Genomic DNA, 14,657 nt, shown 5'->3' on the forward strand with positions numbered 1-14,657 from the left:
GTCACATGTGTCTGTCAGCCATGCCGGGCCAGCGCGGTATGGGTGTCGGACACAGCGGGCACGAAGTCGCTGGTGACCTGGGCCCGGCCGGCGCTCTTGCTGGCGTACATCAGCTGGTCGGCCTTCTCCAGCAGCTCGGCGGCGCTCTGCGTGCCGTCCCAGCGGGCCAGCCCGGCCGAGAACGTCTGCCCGTACGGCGTGACCGCCAGCAGCCGCTCCACCACCACCCGCGCCTCCGGCTCGGAGTAGCCGGTGAGCAGCAGGCAGAACTCCTCGCCGCCGTACCGGGCCAGCACGTCGTCGCGGCGCAGCCCGGTCCGCCAGGCCACCGCCGCGTCCTTGAGCAGCTCGTCGCCGGCCGGGTGGCCGTACGTGTCGTTGTACCGCTTGAAGTGGTCGAGGTCGAACAGCGCGACGATCAGCGGGTCGCCGGTCAGCGTGCCGTGCGCGAGCGCCGCGTCCAGCCGCTCGTCCCAGCGGCGCCGATTCGCCAGCCCGGTCAGCGGATCCTTGTTGACCAGCACGGACAGCGTCCGGGCCTGGCTCTCCACCCGCGCGACCAGCCCGACCATCCGCAGCGTGACCAGCACGAACAGCACGATCGAGCACAGCCCGGTGGCCAGCCAGTCGCGGCTGATCGTGCCGGTCGCGCCCTGATAGAGGCTCACCGTCGGCGCCAGCAGGATGGCGACGGCGAGCAGTGCCAGCCGCGGCCGGACGAACGCCGGCGGCCGGTCCAGCGGCACGGTGAGCCGCCGCATCGACGGGTGCAGCGCGGCCGCGGCGATCACGAAGCTGGACAGCACCAGGGTCAGGTCGGCCGGCCCGCCCTGGTACAGCTCGCCGCTGGGCGCGGCCATCACCAGGATGTCCGAGACGCCGGTCAGGGTCAGCGCGCCGAGCATCAGCCGGTAGCTGCTCGTCCGCGCGCCCGGCGTGGTCACCAGCAGCGACACCAGCACGATGACGCTGATGTCACCGACCGCGAAGAGCGAGGCCAGCAGCTGGTCGCCGCCGTCGACGGTGCCGTCGGTGAGCGTGTCACCGATCACGAACGTCCAGTAGAGCAGCGCCAGGCCGGCACCGAGGATCCCGGCATCGATCAGCACGGTACGGCCGTCGGCCCGGGCCCGCCCGCGGATCATGCCGACCAGGGTCCAGCCCAGCAGCGGATAGCCGGCCGCCGAGAGCAGGCCGGCGACCAGCGACCACGGGTCGGCGCCGGTCACCCGCAGGATCAGCGAGCTGAGCACCCACAGCGCGGAGCCGGCCGCGATCGCGTACCAGGTCGACGGGTGCTGCGGCCGGTACCGGCGGGTGGCCACCACGACGAGGGCCACACAGGTGAACGCGCTGATCCCGTACAGGATCGCCCGCCAGGGCCCGCTCGCGGGCAGCACGGCGTAGCCGGCCGTGGTGACCGCACCGGCCACCAGGGTTCGTTTCCACGCCGCTGTTCGCACGGACCCTCCCATCGGCAGGACGCCGTCCGGATTGAGCCCGGATCCCGCGGGTTTCGCCTTTTCCCGCGGCCCGGGCTGCCGATGGTGACCATGAGGACCACCACCGAGAGGACCGTCAGGCCCGATGCGACTTCCGTACCGCCCTGCCCGCGCGGCCGGCCTGCTGGTCGCCGTCGCGGTCGGATGGCTGCTGGTCGCGGTCCTGCTCGGTGTGGCCGGGGTGGTGGCCACGGTGCCGGCCTGGTCGCTCTGGCCGGTCGCGGTCGCCTCGTCGCTCACCTCGACGGCCGGGTGCCTGCTGGCCGCCGCCACCGGCACCGGCGCGGGACGCGTGTTCTGGCGCCGGATGGGCGCCGCGTTCGTGGTGCTCGCCGCCGCCCTGATCAGCCAGTCCTTCGACACCATGCGTCACCTCGACGAGACGGTGGCGATGGGCCCGCTCACCGGTGTCCTGCTCGCCGCCGCGGTCGGCATCGTGGTGGTCGCCCTGATCCGGTTGCCCGGCGAGCGCCGCACCTGGCGGGCCACCGTCCCGATGTGGCTGGACGTCAGCATCGTCATGCTCGCCGCCAGCCTGGTGATGATGCAGGTCCTGATCGAGTTGCCGGTGCCGGTCGAGGAGGGGCCGCTGGCCGGCGTGCTGCGGCTGATCTCGGTGGGCGCCGCCGTCGCCGCGGTGCTCGCGATCGTCCGGGTCGGCATGAGCCGCACCGGCTCGGTGCACGGGCGGGCGCTCTGGATCCTCAGCCCGGTCGGTGTGCTCGGGCCGGTGTCGATGTACCTCGCCGTGGCGTTCGACCGCTGGGACCACCTGAACGCCACGGTGGCCATCCTGCCCCCGCTCGGGGTGCTGGTGACCGTCTCCACGCTGACACAGACCCGGGCCAACCGGATCGGCGCGGCACCCGGCCCGGTCCTGCCGCAGGGGCGGCGCGGCGACGTCCGCAAGCCGGGGATCAGCCGGATCCCGTACGTCGCCGTGGCGTTGACCGCGGTCATGATGGTCGGTGTCACGGTGCAGCGCGGCTACCTGCCGGCCGGTCTGGCCGGCGGCGCGGTCTGCCTGATCGTGCTGGTCCTGATCCGCCAGCACGCCGCGCTCAGCGACAACAGCCTGCTCGCCGACCGCCTCGCCGACCAGGCCCGCTACGACGACCTGACCGGCTGCCCGAACCGGCGGCACTTCACCGACGCCCTGCACCAGCGCACCGCGGCCACCACGGTCGCGGTCTGCGACCTGGACGACTTCACCGCGCTCAACGACCGGCTCGGCGACGACACCGGCGACGAGATCCTGCGCCAGGCCGCCGAGCGGATCGCCGGCACGGTCGGCGAGGCGGCGCTGGTCGCCCGGCTGCTCGGCGACGAGTTCGGGGTGCTGCTGCCGGACGGGCATCCGCTCGCCGAGGGTGACCGGCTCGCGGTGGCGCTGCTGCTGGCGTTCCAGGAGCCGCTGCCGGTGGACGAGCACGACCTGCTGGTCACCGTCACGGTGGGGGCGGCGGCCGGGCGGGACGAGGTCGTACCCGATCTGTTGCGCCGGGCCGAACTGGCACTGCAGGCCGCGCAGCGGGTCGGGACCAACCGCTATCAGGCGCACACGCCGGACCTGGACGCCTCCGCGCAGCATCACGCCGACGTCGCCGCGGCCCTGCGCCACGGCATGGAGCGCGGCGAGTTCCGGCTGCTCTACCAGCCGATCGTGGAGCTGCCGCTGGGCACCATGCGCGCGGTCGAGGCCCTGGTCCGCTGGCATCCGGACGGCGGGAAGCCGGTCTCGCCGGCCGAGTTCATCCCGGTCGCCGAGCAGACCGGCCTGATCGTCGACCTGGGCGCCTGGATCCTGGACACCGCCTGCGCCGACGCGGCCGACTGGCAGCGCCGGCACGGTGCGTCCGCGCCGCTGATCAGCGTCAACGTCTCGGCCCGCCAGCTGCTCGACCCGGACCTGCCCGACCTGGTCGCGGCCACCCTGGTGCGGCACGGCCTGGACCCGGACCAGGTCACCCTGGAGATCACCGAGACCGCGGTGTTCGCCGGCGGCACCGCCCTGAACACCGTGCACGCGCTGCGCGACCTCGGCGTCGGCATCGCCCTGGACGACTTCGGCACCGGGCACTCGTCGCTCACCCTGCTGCGCACCTGCCCGGTCACCACCCTCAAGGTCGACAAGTCGTTCATCGACGAGCTGAACGGCAGCCCGCAGCAGGAGGCCATCGCGGCGTCGCTGAGCGGGATCGCCGCCACGCTCGGGCTGCGCGCGGTCGCCGAGGGCGTCGAGACCCAGAACCAGGCCGACCGCCTCTACGTGCTGGGCTACCGCTACGCGCAGGGCTTCCACTTCGCCCGCCCGATGCCGGCCGCCGACATCGACGCCTCCCTGCTGACGACCGTGGGCTGATCGCGCGGGGCATCGAGCGCACCCGCTTTGTGGGATAGTCCCCGGTCATGATCGAGACCATCGAGCTGACCAAGACGTACCGGTCGGTGCGGGCGGTGGACGGGCTCTCCTTCACCGCGCGGCCGGGCCGGGTCACCGGCTTCCTCGGCCTGAACGGGTCCGGCAAGACCACCACGCTGCGGATGCTGCTCGGGCTGAGCCGGCCGACCTCCGGCGCCGCGCTGATCAACGGAAAGCCGTACGCCGAGCTCAGCACGCCGTTGCGGCAGGTCGGCGCGGTCCTCGAGCAGGGCATCAGCCATCCCGGGCAGAGTGGGCGGGCACACCTGATCGGCCAGGCGATGCTGGCCGGCGCGAGCCGGGCCCGGGTCGATCAGCTGCTCGACGCGGTCGGCCTGGCCGACGCCGGGCACCGGCGCACCGGCGACTACTCACTCGGCATGCGGCAGCGGCTCGCGGTCGCCACCGCGCTGCTCGGCGAACCGCAGGTGCTGGTCCTGGACGAACCGGCCAACGGGCTCGACCCGGAGGGCATCGCCTGGCTGCGGTGGCTGCTGCGCGGGCACGCCGACGCGGGCGGCACCGTGCTGATCTCCAGTCACCTGCTGGCCGAGCTGGCCCAGCTCATCGACGACGTGGTGATCGTCGCGAACGGGCAGGTCCGGCGCGCGACACCGCTGACCGAGCTGGCCGGCGCGGACGGCGTGCGGCTGCGGGTGCGCGGCCGCGACCCGGTGCGGCTGTGGCGGGCGTTCGAGGACGCCGGCGGCAAGGTCACCGCCGACGAGCAGACCCCGACGCTGGAGGTCGCCGGTCTCACCGCCGAGGAGGCCGGCGAGGCCGCTTTCCACGCGGGAGTTCCGTTGTACGAATTGAGCACCGACGCCCCGAGCCTCGAACAGATCTTCCTGGAACTGGCGGCCGCCTGATGCTCACCCTGGTCCGTAGTGAGCTGTATCGGATGGCGACGATCCGCTCCAGCTGGGTGTCGATCGCCCTGTTCGGGGCGGTGACGGCGGCGGCCGGTGTGGTCGACGCCGACTGGTGGGCGCTGTTCGCCGGGATCGGCGCGTTCGGCATCTCGGTCATGACGGTCACCCAGCACTTCCAGCACCGCACCGCCGCGCTGCTGTACCTGGCCCGCCCGCAGCGGTTCACCGTGCTGCTGGCCCAGGTCGTCACGACCGTGGTGATCTCCTGGCTGGTGGCCGCGGTCAGCGGGGTCACCGTGGTGTCCAAGTGGGGCACCTGGACGTATTACCACGCGCTCGTCGCCGTACCGATCATGGCGGTTTTCGGTGCCGCCCTGGCGGCCGTGGTGCGCCGGTCGGTCTGGTTGCTGAGCGGATTCGGCGTCTGGTTCGTGATCGTCGAGGGTGTCGCCGGCCAGTTCAAGTACCCGCTGCCGATGACGTCCTACCTGGACGCCTCGCGCGGCGACGCGTTCGGCATCGAGATCTTCCTGGTCTGGGCGGTGGCGGCGCTCGCCGTCGCGGCCGTCGCCCTGCGCCGCGACCTCAGCGGCGACTGACGCCGTCCCGGCAGCAAGAAGCCTCCTTTTCGGGGGCACCGAGAGGCCCCCGTTCGGATAGCAAGAAGCCCGGTCCGCTTCTCAGCGGACCGGGCTTCCCGTGATGAAAGCGGACGTCAGCAGGCGTGCGCGACGACCTTGGACTTGCCCGAGGTGCTGGACGGCACGGTCACACAGGCCACGCTGCGGCCCGAGGTGACCTCGGCGACGCCGGAGCGGACCACCTTGACGGTGATGCCGGGCATCGCCATGTTCTTGGCGGCCTCCTTGAGGTGCGAGGCCGGCTTGCCGCCGTCGCTCAGCGCCATCAGCACCGACTGCGTGCCGACCAGCTCGGCCCAGGTCTTGGCGTCGCCGCCACCGAGGCCGCCCAGGTCGTCGGAGCCGCCCAGGTCGCTTCCGACAGCAGCGTCACCGGCGAACGACTCGAAGATCTTGCTGACGTCGAGCTTCTTGGCGTCGGTGGGCGCGGCGATCGCCGCGCCGCCGGCCAGCTCGACCCGCAGGCTCGCCCGGCCGGTGTTGCCGTCGACGAACTGCAGCAGGTTGATCTCGAAGGCCTTGAACACGCCGTTGTCGACCCACAGGTCCATGACGATCGGCTTGTCCGCCGGCGGCTTGTCCAGCTCGTCGCCGAGCGCCTTGTCCAGCGTCTCGCCGGCCGGTGCGCCGGCGATCGTCTTCAGCGACTCGATCAGGCGCTTGCCCTGCTCGTACGCCTTGACCGTGGTGGTGGTGACGGTCAGGTGGGTCTTGTCCTTGTCGTCACGGACCACCTCGGCGCCCTCGATCAGGGCCTCCGCGCTGGTCTTCAGCTCGGCGGCGAGCTTCTCGCTCTGCGCCGGGTCGGTGCTCGGCGCGATGCTCGGCGCGACGCCGACGGTGCCCTCGGTGATCTTCTTCAGGTCGTCCGCGGCGACCGACACCCAGCCGCCGTCGATCAGGGTGACCACACCCGGGATCTCGGAGCCGACGTCCTTGCGCATCGAGTCGATCTCGGCCTGCGGCGCGCCGAACTTCGCGGCCAGCTCGGTGATCGGCGCCTTCACGTAGGTGACCCCGTTGACCACCCGGATCTCGAGGCCGGTGACCCCGTCGACGGTCGCGTTGATCAGGGCCTTGTCGTCGGCGGTGCCGTCACCCGCCTTGTCCCAGGCGATGGTGATCGACGAGTTGAACAGCTTGCGCAGCATGTCGGCGTCCTCGTCGGTGAAGGCGTCCTCACCGGTGCCGGAGTCCTTCTTCGCCAGCGCGATCACGTCGTCGACGCTGCCGCCCGCCTTGAGCGTGAAACCGGACGTACCGGTCGCACCCAGGGCCTCGGCCGCTTTCTTGATCTCCAGCTTCGGTTCGAGCTGCTGGAGCTGCTTGGCGCACCCGACGGTCAGGGTCAGGGCGGTGACACCGGCGAATACGCCGGCCAGGAGGCGCTTCATGCGCACAGATCTCCGTTCGGGGCAACGCGACACTCCCCCGGCGTCGCGGTTGGCAGTGTACGACCGTGCATCAATGTCTCGTACACCCGTCCGGATATCGAACACTTTCCAACACCACTATCGATGTTGACCATCCCCATTGACATCGTTCGTCAATGTTGCGAATGTGCGTCCAGCATGTTTCTTGTGTGAACTTGTGAACTTGACCTCTAGGAGAGGCTCGATGTCACCGACTACTCGCCGCTTCCGCCACGCGGGCACCGCTCTGCTCGGCACCCTACTCTTGACGCTGGCGTCTGTGAACGTTCCCACATCGGCTTCAGCAGGGACTTCACCGCACGCCGACACCTCCTGCGCCACCACCGGCTCGGTCGATTTCGGCGTTGATCTGGCCGGCGCCGGCTGGAAGTTCAGCACCGGCGACGACCCCGCCTGGTCCGACCCGTCCTTCGCCGACACCACCTGGCGGGACTGGAGCGTCCCGGACAACTGGGGCGCCCAGGCCGACCTGTCCTCTTACGACGGGTTCGCCTGGTACCGCAAGACGTTCACCCTTCCGGAGCGGCCCGCCGGGATCACCGACGCGGCAGTGGTCGCCGCGCTCGGCAAGATCGACGACGCCGACCAGGCCTTCCTCAACGGTCAGGAGATCGGGCACACCGGCGGGTTCCCGCCGAACTTCGACTCCACCTGGGAGGTGCCGCGCGAGTACTACCCGGCCGACGGCCTGCTCCGCTGGGGCGCCACCAACGTGCTCGCCGTCCGGGTCTACGACGGCACCGGTGGTGGCGGCTTCTACCAGGGCCCGATCGGGCTGTTCTCCAAGGCCCGGCTGCGCGCCCTGTCCGGCGCCACCGGCACCGCGGCGACCCGCGCCCAGCTGGCACACGCGTGCGCCGTCCTGAACCAGCAGCACCGCGCGGTCGCCACCGGCGATCTCCGCGGGTACGCCGCGACCCTGGCACCCGGGTTCTTCCACCAGGGCGACACCGCCGACCGGCGTCTCGCCGACCTGCGGGAGCTGCGGAAGGCCGGCCCGGTGACGCTGACCGACACGCAGGCCGAGGTGTTCGTCGACGCGCAGGGCCGGCTCGTGGTGGACACCATCCGGACCTGGACCGGCTCACCGGCGACCCGGGAGCTGCTCTACCTGGACCCGCGCAAGCCGCTGGAGCTGGGTGACCACGCGCGCTTCTTCCGCGACGACTACGTCTCCGCGGCGATGGGCCGCCGGACCCAGTTCAACGTGTACCTGCCGAAGGGCTACACCCGCACCAGCGCCAAGCGGTTCCCGGTGGTCTACATGCTGAACGGCTTCAACGGCAGCAACATCGAGTGGGAGGCCCGCGACATCGGCACCGTGCTCGACAAGCTGGTCACGGCGAACGGCCTGGAAGAGTCGATCGTGGTGTTCCCGGACGGCGGCAGCGGCTGGTACGTCGACACGTCGGCCGGCAACTACCGCACGATGATCGTCGACGAGATCGTGCCGCTGGTCGACCGGTCGTACCGCACGATCGCCGACCGCGACCACCGCGGGATCAGCGGCGTCTCGATGGGCGGGCAGGGCGCATTCACCCTCGGGCTGAAGAACCCGACGGTGTTCAGCTCGATCGCCAGCCACATGGGCGCGCTGAGCCTGCCGCCGCTGGTCGGTACGGCCACCGAGCAGGCCGCCAACGCCGGGTTGCGCCCGCTCACCCTGGTCGCCGGGATGACCGCGGCCCAGCTGAACGAGCACCGGTACTACTTCGACGGCGGTGACTCCGACGACTACCGGTTCGGGGTGGCCGCGCAGCAGATGAGCACGGCCCTCGCGGCGAAGGGGGTCCGGCACGACTACCAGCTCGGCGCCGGGCGGCACGACGACGCGTACTGGATGCCGAAGCTGGACCGGTCGTTCGGCCTGCACACCGAGCAGTTCCGGGCACACCCGGTGAAGCAGCCGCGCGAGCCCAGGCCGGTGAAGACGCCGTACCTCTGGCCCTGACCCCGGGCACCCGGCAGGCGTCGGCGGAGTTCCGCCGGCGCCTGCCGCTCGTCATGCCCGCCCGGCCTGCTTCTCGGCCTCCCGGGCCATCGCCCGCAGCGTCGCGCCGAAGCCGATCCGGCCGGCCAGCGACAACAGCGGCCCGGCGAACCGGGTGAGCCGGTGCGGCGTCACGGTCACGTCCTCACCCCAGTCGACCCGGCTCCGGTCGCCGGGCAGCGGGACGACCGAGAACCAGGCCGTGCCGAGAACCACCCGGCCCCGTTTGACGATCTCGCAGCGACCCGGCTCGTCCCCGCTCGGCGGATGCCACCGGGTCACCGTCATCGGATCGTCGAAGGCCAGCGGGCCGATGCCGGTCCTGGCCACGAACGCGGCACCCACCCCCGTGGCATCCGCGGAGGTGACCCGCACGCTGGTCAGCGGCGCCCAGTCACCGTGCCGGGGCCAGTCCACCAGGACGGCCCAGACCGTGGCGGCGGGCGCCCGGACCTGCTGCGTGACGACGAACTGGGTCATGCGAAAGCTCCTGTGCTCAAGAGTGCCGTTGCGGTCGCTCGACACCTAGATCTACTATGCCTCGCAGTTCTAGGTATAGAAGGGAGGCGCCCGTGCGGGTGACCAAGGATCTCGTGGCCGCGTCGGCCACCCCCATCGTGCTCGGCATCCTCGCCGAAAGTGAGAGTTACGGCTACGCCATCCTGCGGCGGATCAGCGAGCTGTCCGGCGGTGAGCTGGACTGGACCGAGGGATTCCTCTACCCGCTGCTGCACCGCCTGGAGAACCTCGGCCACGTCGAGTCGAGCTGGCAGACCGTACCCGGTGAGCGCCGGCGCAAGTACTACCGGATCACCAAGCAGGGTCTGGCCGAGCTGACCGAGCACCGCCGCCAGTGGGAGACGGTCGTCGACGCGCTCAAACAGGTCTGGCCGCACGTCGGCTTCATCCCGCTGGGAGGCACCGCATGACCGAGGTTGCCCTGGAAGCCCAGTTCACCCAGTGGCGCGAGTACGTCCACCGCCGCCCGGAACTGGTCGCCTCCGACGCCGACGAGCTCGAGGACCACCTGCGCGACTCGGTCGACGGGCTCATCGCCCTGGGCCTGCGCTCCGACGAGGCGTTCCTGATCGCGGTGAAACGGATGGGCGGGCTGGACGAGCTGTCCCGCGAATTCGCCCGGGAACACTCCGAGCGGCTGTGGAAACAGTTGATGTTCACCGGCGACGATCCGCGCAAGGCCCGATCCGGGCGGGACCTGATCGCCATGCTGATCTGCGCGGCCGGCGCCGCGGTCTCCATCAAGATCCCCGAGCTGTTCGGGCAACGGTACGACGGCGACGGCATGTTCTACGCCACCAACTTCGCCCTGTTCGCACTCCCCTGGCTGGCGGCCTTCCTGGCCTGGAAGCGCCGGCCCGGTATCCGCGTGTACGCCGTACTGCTGGGGTTGTTCGTCCTCGGCGCGGTAGCGGCGAACGCCTACCCGGTCGGCGACGAGTCCCAGTCGGTCGCCCTCACCGCCAGCCACCTGCCCCTGGCCCTGTGGCTCGTGGTCGGCCTCGCCTACGCCTCCGACAACCTGCGCTCGTCCCGGCGGCGGATGGACTTCATCCGCTTCAGCGGCGAGTGGTTCGTCTACCTGGTCCTGATCGGTCTCGGCGGCGGGGTGCTGATCACGTTCCTGTACGGCACGTTCGAGGCCATCGGCGTCGAACCCGACCAGTTCATCTGGGCCTGGCTGACCCCGTGCGGCGGGGTGGGCGCGATGGTCGTCGCCGGGTGGCTGGTCGAGGCGAAACAGGGTGTCATCGAGAACATCGCTCCGGTGCTCACCCGGCTGTTCACGCCGCTGTTCGCGGTGGCGCTGCTGGCCTTCCTGGTCACCATCGGCGTGAACGGCCACGGCATCGACGTCAACCGGGAGACGCTGGTGCTGTTCGACCTGCTGCTCGCGGTGGTGCTGGCACTGCTGCTCTACTCGATCTCGGCCCGGGATCCGCAGGCGCCCCGCGGGATGTTCGACGTGCTGCAACTGGTGCTGGTGGTGAGCGCACTCGCCATCGACGCGGTGGTCCTGATCACGATGACCGGCCGCATCGCGGAGTACGGGACGACGCCGAACAACGTAGCGGCGCTCGGCGAGAACATCGTGCTGCTGGCGAACCTGGCCTGGGCGGCGTGGTTGTTGCTGCGGTTCGTCCGGCGCCAGGGCGGTTTCCCGGCGGTGGAGCGGTGGCAGACGGCCTACCTGCCGGTTTATGCGGTGTGGCTGTGGGCGGTCGTGCTGATCCTGCCCCCACTGTTCAGCTTCCGCTAGCGCGCGGTCCGGGGCCGGCCGGCATCCGGGCGGCATCCGGGCGGCATCCGGCCGGTGGCTCCGGTTGCGGATGGCTGGGGCTGGTCGCCAGGCGGCGCAGCTGGTGAGTCCCGGCCCGTTGCGCCACTCACCGCCCGCACCAGCGCACGGTCGCCCCACCAGGCGGGTGCCCGGTCCGGAGGACGGCCCGGTCCGGAGGACGGCCCGGTCCGGAGGACGGCCCGGTCCGAGTCACCAGGGCACCGAGCCCCCGCGATTTTCAGCACCCCGGACGGCCGCCGCGCGCGTCGCGGCCCGGCTGGCTCTCACGGCCCTGTTCCGTCTTTACCGACCCCCAGGGCCCAGCCACACTCACCGAGCTGGCTCTGGCAGCCCTAATCCGACCCCCATAACGGCCACCACAACCAGCCACACTCACCGAGCTGGCTCTGATAGCCCTAATCCGACCCCCATAACGGCCGCCACGACCAGCCGAGCGAATCCAGCTGGCCCTCACAGCCCTAATCCAGCCCGCATAACGGCCGCCAGGCCCAGCCGGGCGAGTCCAGCCGCTCGTCACGACCGCTCGCCGACCCGATCCAGCGAGCCCTCGAGCCACCAGACCACCTCAGCCCGCACCGGGCGCCGCCCGGGACAGCGCGTCGATCAGCTTGTCCAGCACGCCGGGGAACGCCGACGCCGTCACCTGCGGCAGATCACCGCGCACCGCCGCCAAATGCGGATACTCCTCCGCCGGCAGCGACGCATAAGCGGCCGCCAGCGCCCGGTCCTCCGTTTGCTGCTGACTAGGCGTCAATTCCGCTGCATCCATGGTCGCCAATGCTAAAGCCGTATCGATGAAGTCCCGGAAATGCCGCACGGCATCCGATCCGGCAAATCCCGCACTGAGCAGCAAACCGATGCCGATATCGTCCGCCCGCAATTCATTGGGCCCGGCCGTGAACCGCGTCGACCGCAGTTGCACCAGCCGCGGGTGCTTCAGCATCGAACGGTGAACTCGCTCACCCAGCTCCCGCAGCGAGACCAGCCAGTCCGGCCCCGCCTCGAAGCCGGCCAGCGAGTCCCCGATCAGCCGGTCCGCGATCGCGAGCAGCAGCGCGTCGAGATCCCGGAAGTACCGGTAGATCGCCGACGGGTCCGCACCCAGCTCGACGCCGAGACGGCGGACAGTGAGCGCGTTGCCGCCCGGCGCCTCGATCAGCCGCAGCGCGGCATCGATGATCATGTTTGGATCCAGCACCACGCCGGCCCGGGTCGGCCGTCGCCGGACCCGCTCGGAACCCACCCGTGCCATGAAAACTCCTTATGTCAACGCATTGACCTAAGCATAGCTCTGCTGTTTCCTATGGCTCTGACCAGGGAGGATCAGCATGCAGGCGGACACACCGGCCTACGACCTCGACATCCGGACCGACGAGAAGCGCATCCGTGCGGCGCTCGCTGATGCGGCCCGGACCCCGTTCTGGCTCGAGGATCCCGGTCGCCCCGCCCCGCTGCCCGCACTCATCGGCGCCATCGAGACCGACCTGCTGATCATCGGCGGCGGTTACTGCGGGTTGTGGACCGCGTTGCAGGCCAAGGAGCAGGATCCGAGCCGCGACGTCGTCCTGGTCGAGGGCGAGGAGATCGGCTGGGCGGCCAGCGGTCGCAACGGCGGGTTCGTCGAGGCGAGCCTCACGCACGGGCCGGAGAACGGCGCACGCTACTTCGCCGACGATCTGAAAGTGCTCTCCGGGCTCGCCGAGGAGAACTTCGCCGCGTTCCGCGACTCGCTGACCACGCACGGCATCGACGCCGAGTTCGAAGAGCACGGATCACTCTCGGTCGCCACCGAGCTGCACCAGATCGAGGAGCTGCACGCCGACGGCGGCCGCTTCTACGACCGGGACGAGCTGACCGCCCTGGTCCGCTCGCCGCTCTACCGCGCCGGAAGCCTCCGGGAGACCGGTGCCGCCCTGGTCCACCCGGCCAAGCTGGCCTGGGGTCTCAAGGACGCCTGCCGCAAGCTGGGCGTCCGGATCTTCGAGCACACCCCGGTGACCCGGCTCGCCGACCGCGGCCGCACGGTCCGCGCCACCACCGGCATGGGCACCGTCCGCGCCCGGCAGGTCGTGCTGGCCACGAACGGTTTCCCGTCGCTGCTGCGCCGCAACCGGATGCTGACCATCCCGATCTACGACTACGTGCTGATGACCGAGCCGCTCACCCCGGCGCAGCTGGACGAGATCGGCTGGCACGGCCGGTTCGGCATCGGCGACTGCTCGCGGCAGTTCCACTACTACCGCAAGACCGCCGACAACCGGATCCTCTGGGGCGGCTACGACGCCGTCTACCACCGCGGCGGCGGCATCCGGCCCGAATTCGATCAGCGCCCGGAGACGTTCGCCCGCTTGGCCGACCACTTCCTGCGCACGTTCCCGCAGCTCGGCGACATCCGCTTCACCCACGCCTGGGGCGGCATGATCGACATGTCCACGCAGCTGGCCGCTTTCCAGGGCGCCGCGATGGGCGGCAAGGTCGCCTACAGCAGCGGCTTCACCGGTCTGGGCGTCGCGGCCACCCGCTTCGCCGGCGCGGTGATGCTCGACCTGCTGGCCGGCGCCGACACCCCGCTGACCCGTCTGCGCATGGCCACGAAACGCCCGCTGCCGATTCCGCCGGAACCCATCGCCTACCCCGCGGTGCAATTCATCCGCCGCGCCATCGCCCGGTCCGACCGCAACGGCGGCCGCGACGGATTCATCCTCAAAACCGCCAACCTCATGGGCTATTCGTTCGACTCCTGACCGCCATTCGCTGTGGGTCACGGCCCGGCCTTCCCGCCGGGCCGTCCCTTTTTTTCGGTACGAATACGGAGCGCCCGTCCGTAGGCTACAAGCCACGTCCCGTGGTGGTCTCGCGCGACGCCGCGACCGTTCCGGGCCGCAGCGCGCCTCCCGGCCCCGGCTCCCCGGACTGCGCCGCCGGGTCAGCTCGGCCCGAGCTGACCCGCCGCGACCAGGACCTCGGCGAGCCGCCGGGCCACGTCCGGCTGGGCGATGAGCTCCGCATACGCCGCGGTCAGATCCGGCTGCCGCCGCCGCGCCACCGCCGCTGCCGCCGCCGCCACTGCCGCATCCACCGCCGCCGCCGTCGCGGGCGCAGACGTCGCGGGCGCAGATGTCGCGGGCGTAGACGTCATCGCCGCCGACCTCGCGGCCCGGGAGAAGTCCTCCGCCGCCCCGGCCACCGTGATCGCGATCTGCACGGGATACCGCAGCCGCCGGCTCAACACCTTCTCGACCGCCTCCCGCAGCCGGATCTCCACCATGTCCCGCGCGTGCCGATCCGGGGCCTCCAGCAGCAGCACCCCCTCCACGATCGCCAGCGGCCGGGTCGCCCGCAGGCTGCTCAGCACCCGCGCCTCCAGCAGCACCGGGTTGTCCAACTCCGCGCACACGTCCTGCCAGATCCCGGCCAGATCGGTCGCGGTAGCCCGCGCCCTGTCCCGCCCCGCCCCCACCAGCCATTGCTCCACAT

General features: G+C 71.1%; 11 protein-coding genes and 1 pseudogene. 7 read left to right on the plus strand and 5 right to left on the minus strand.

Annotation, left to right across the window (positions count from 1 at the left end; all coding sequences use genetic code 11):
- Window positions 1-14: 14 nt before the first annotated feature.
- The gene (locus tag ADL15_RS50625; RefSeq protein WP_157442120.1) at window positions 15-1,463 is read right to left on the minus strand and encodes a GGDEF domain-containing protein; all 1,449 of its coding nucleotides are present in this window, start codon (window positions 1,461-1,463) and stop codon (window positions 15-17) included.
- 124 nt (window positions 1,464-1,587) lie between these two features.
- Between ADL15_RS50625 and ADL15_RS56800 the strand changes: the two genes are divergently transcribed.
- The 3 genes from ADL15_RS56800 to ADL15_RS50640 are packed head-to-tail and all read left to right on the plus strand — an operon-like array spanning window position 1,588 to window position 5,395.
- Complete coding sequence (locus tag ADL15_RS56800; RefSeq protein WP_067708722.1) at window positions 1,588-3,864, plus strand: putative bifunctional diguanylate cyclase/phosphodiesterase; 2,277 nt, start codon at window positions 1,588-1,590, stop codon at window positions 3,862-3,864.
- Between the two features lie 47 nt (window positions 3,865-3,911).
- The gene (locus tag ADL15_RS50635) at window positions 3,912-4,793 is read left to right on the plus strand and encodes an ATP-binding cassette domain-containing protein (protein WP_067708724.1); all 882 of its coding nucleotides are present in this window, start codon (window positions 3,912-3,914) and stop codon (window positions 4,791-4,793) included.
- A gap of 32 nt (window positions 4,794-4,825) precedes the next feature.
- Window positions 4,826-5,395, plus strand: a complete 570-nt coding sequence (locus tag ADL15_RS50640; RefSeq protein WP_157442121.1) for a hypothetical protein — start codon at window positions 4,826-4,828, stop codon at window positions 5,393-5,395.
- A 116-nt stretch (window positions 5,396-5,511) separates the two neighbouring features.
- Here the strand turns inward: ADL15_RS50640 and ADL15_RS50645 are convergent, their stop codons facing one another.
- Window positions 5,512-6,831, minus strand: a complete 1,320-nt coding sequence (locus tag ADL15_RS50645; RefSeq protein WP_067708729.1) for a hypothetical protein — start codon at window positions 6,829-6,831, stop codon at window positions 5,512-5,514.
- Window positions 6,832-7,129: 298 nt separating this feature from the next.
- On the opposite strand from ADL15_RS50645, the gene ADL15_RS50650 reads away from it, so the two are divergent.
- Window positions 7,130-8,821 (plus strand): alpha/beta hydrolase, encoded by a 1,692-nt coding sequence (locus ADL15_RS50650; RefSeq protein ID WP_067708731.1) that lies wholly within the window; start codon window positions 7,130-7,132, stop codon window positions 8,819-8,821.
- A gap of 51 nt (window positions 8,822-8,872) precedes the next feature.
- Here ADL15_RS50650 and ADL15_RS50655 read toward each other — a convergent pair whose 3' ends face one another.
- A complete protein-coding gene (locus ADL15_RS50655) occupies window positions 8,873-9,340 on the minus strand; it encodes an SRPBCC family protein (protein WP_067708734.1) in 468 nt (155 codons plus the stop codon).
- Between the two features lie 92 nt (window positions 9,341-9,432).
- On the opposite strand from ADL15_RS50655, the gene ADL15_RS50660 reads away from it, so the two are divergent.
- Window positions 9,433-9,789 carry a PadR family transcriptional regulator gene (locus ADL15_RS50660; protein ID WP_067708737.1) on the plus strand — a complete coding sequence of 119 codons (357 nt, stop codon included), beginning with the start codon at window positions 9,433-9,435 and terminating at the stop codon, window positions 9,787-9,789.
- Window positions 9,786-11,138, plus strand: a complete 1,353-nt coding sequence (locus ADL15_RS50665; protein WP_067708740.1) for a permease prefix domain 1-containing protein — start codon at window positions 9,786-9,788, stop codon at window positions 11,136-11,138. The genes ADL15_RS50660 and ADL15_RS50665 overlap by 4 nt, the downstream gene beginning before the upstream one ends.
- 607 nt (window positions 11,139-11,745) lie before the next feature.
- Here ADL15_RS50665 and ADL15_RS50670 read toward each other — a convergent pair.
- A complete protein-coding gene (locus ADL15_RS50670) occupies window positions 11,746-12,432 on the minus strand; it encodes a TetR/AcrR family transcriptional regulator (protein WP_067708743.1) in 687 nt (228 codons plus the stop codon).
- 76 nt (window positions 12,433-12,508) lie between these two features.
- Between ADL15_RS50670 and ADL15_RS50675 the strand changes: the two genes are divergently transcribed.
- A complete protein-coding gene (locus ADL15_RS50675; RefSeq protein ID WP_067708747.1) occupies window positions 12,509-13,924 on the plus strand; it encodes an NAD(P)/FAD-dependent oxidoreductase in 1,416 nt (471 codons plus the stop codon).
- A 182-nt stretch (window positions 13,925-14,106) separates the two neighbouring features.
- Here the strand turns inward: ADL15_RS50675 and ADL15_RS50680 are convergent.
- Window positions 14,107-14,657, minus strand: a pseudogene (locus ADL15_RS50680) (hypothetical protein); the annotation flags it as partial.

The sequence above is a fragment of the Actinoplanes awajinensis subsp. mycoplanecinus genome (genome assembly GCF_001509495.1).
Taxonomy (GTDB): Bacteria; Actinomycetota; Actinomycetes; order Mycobacteriales; family Micromonosporaceae; genus Actinoplanes; species Actinoplanes palleronii.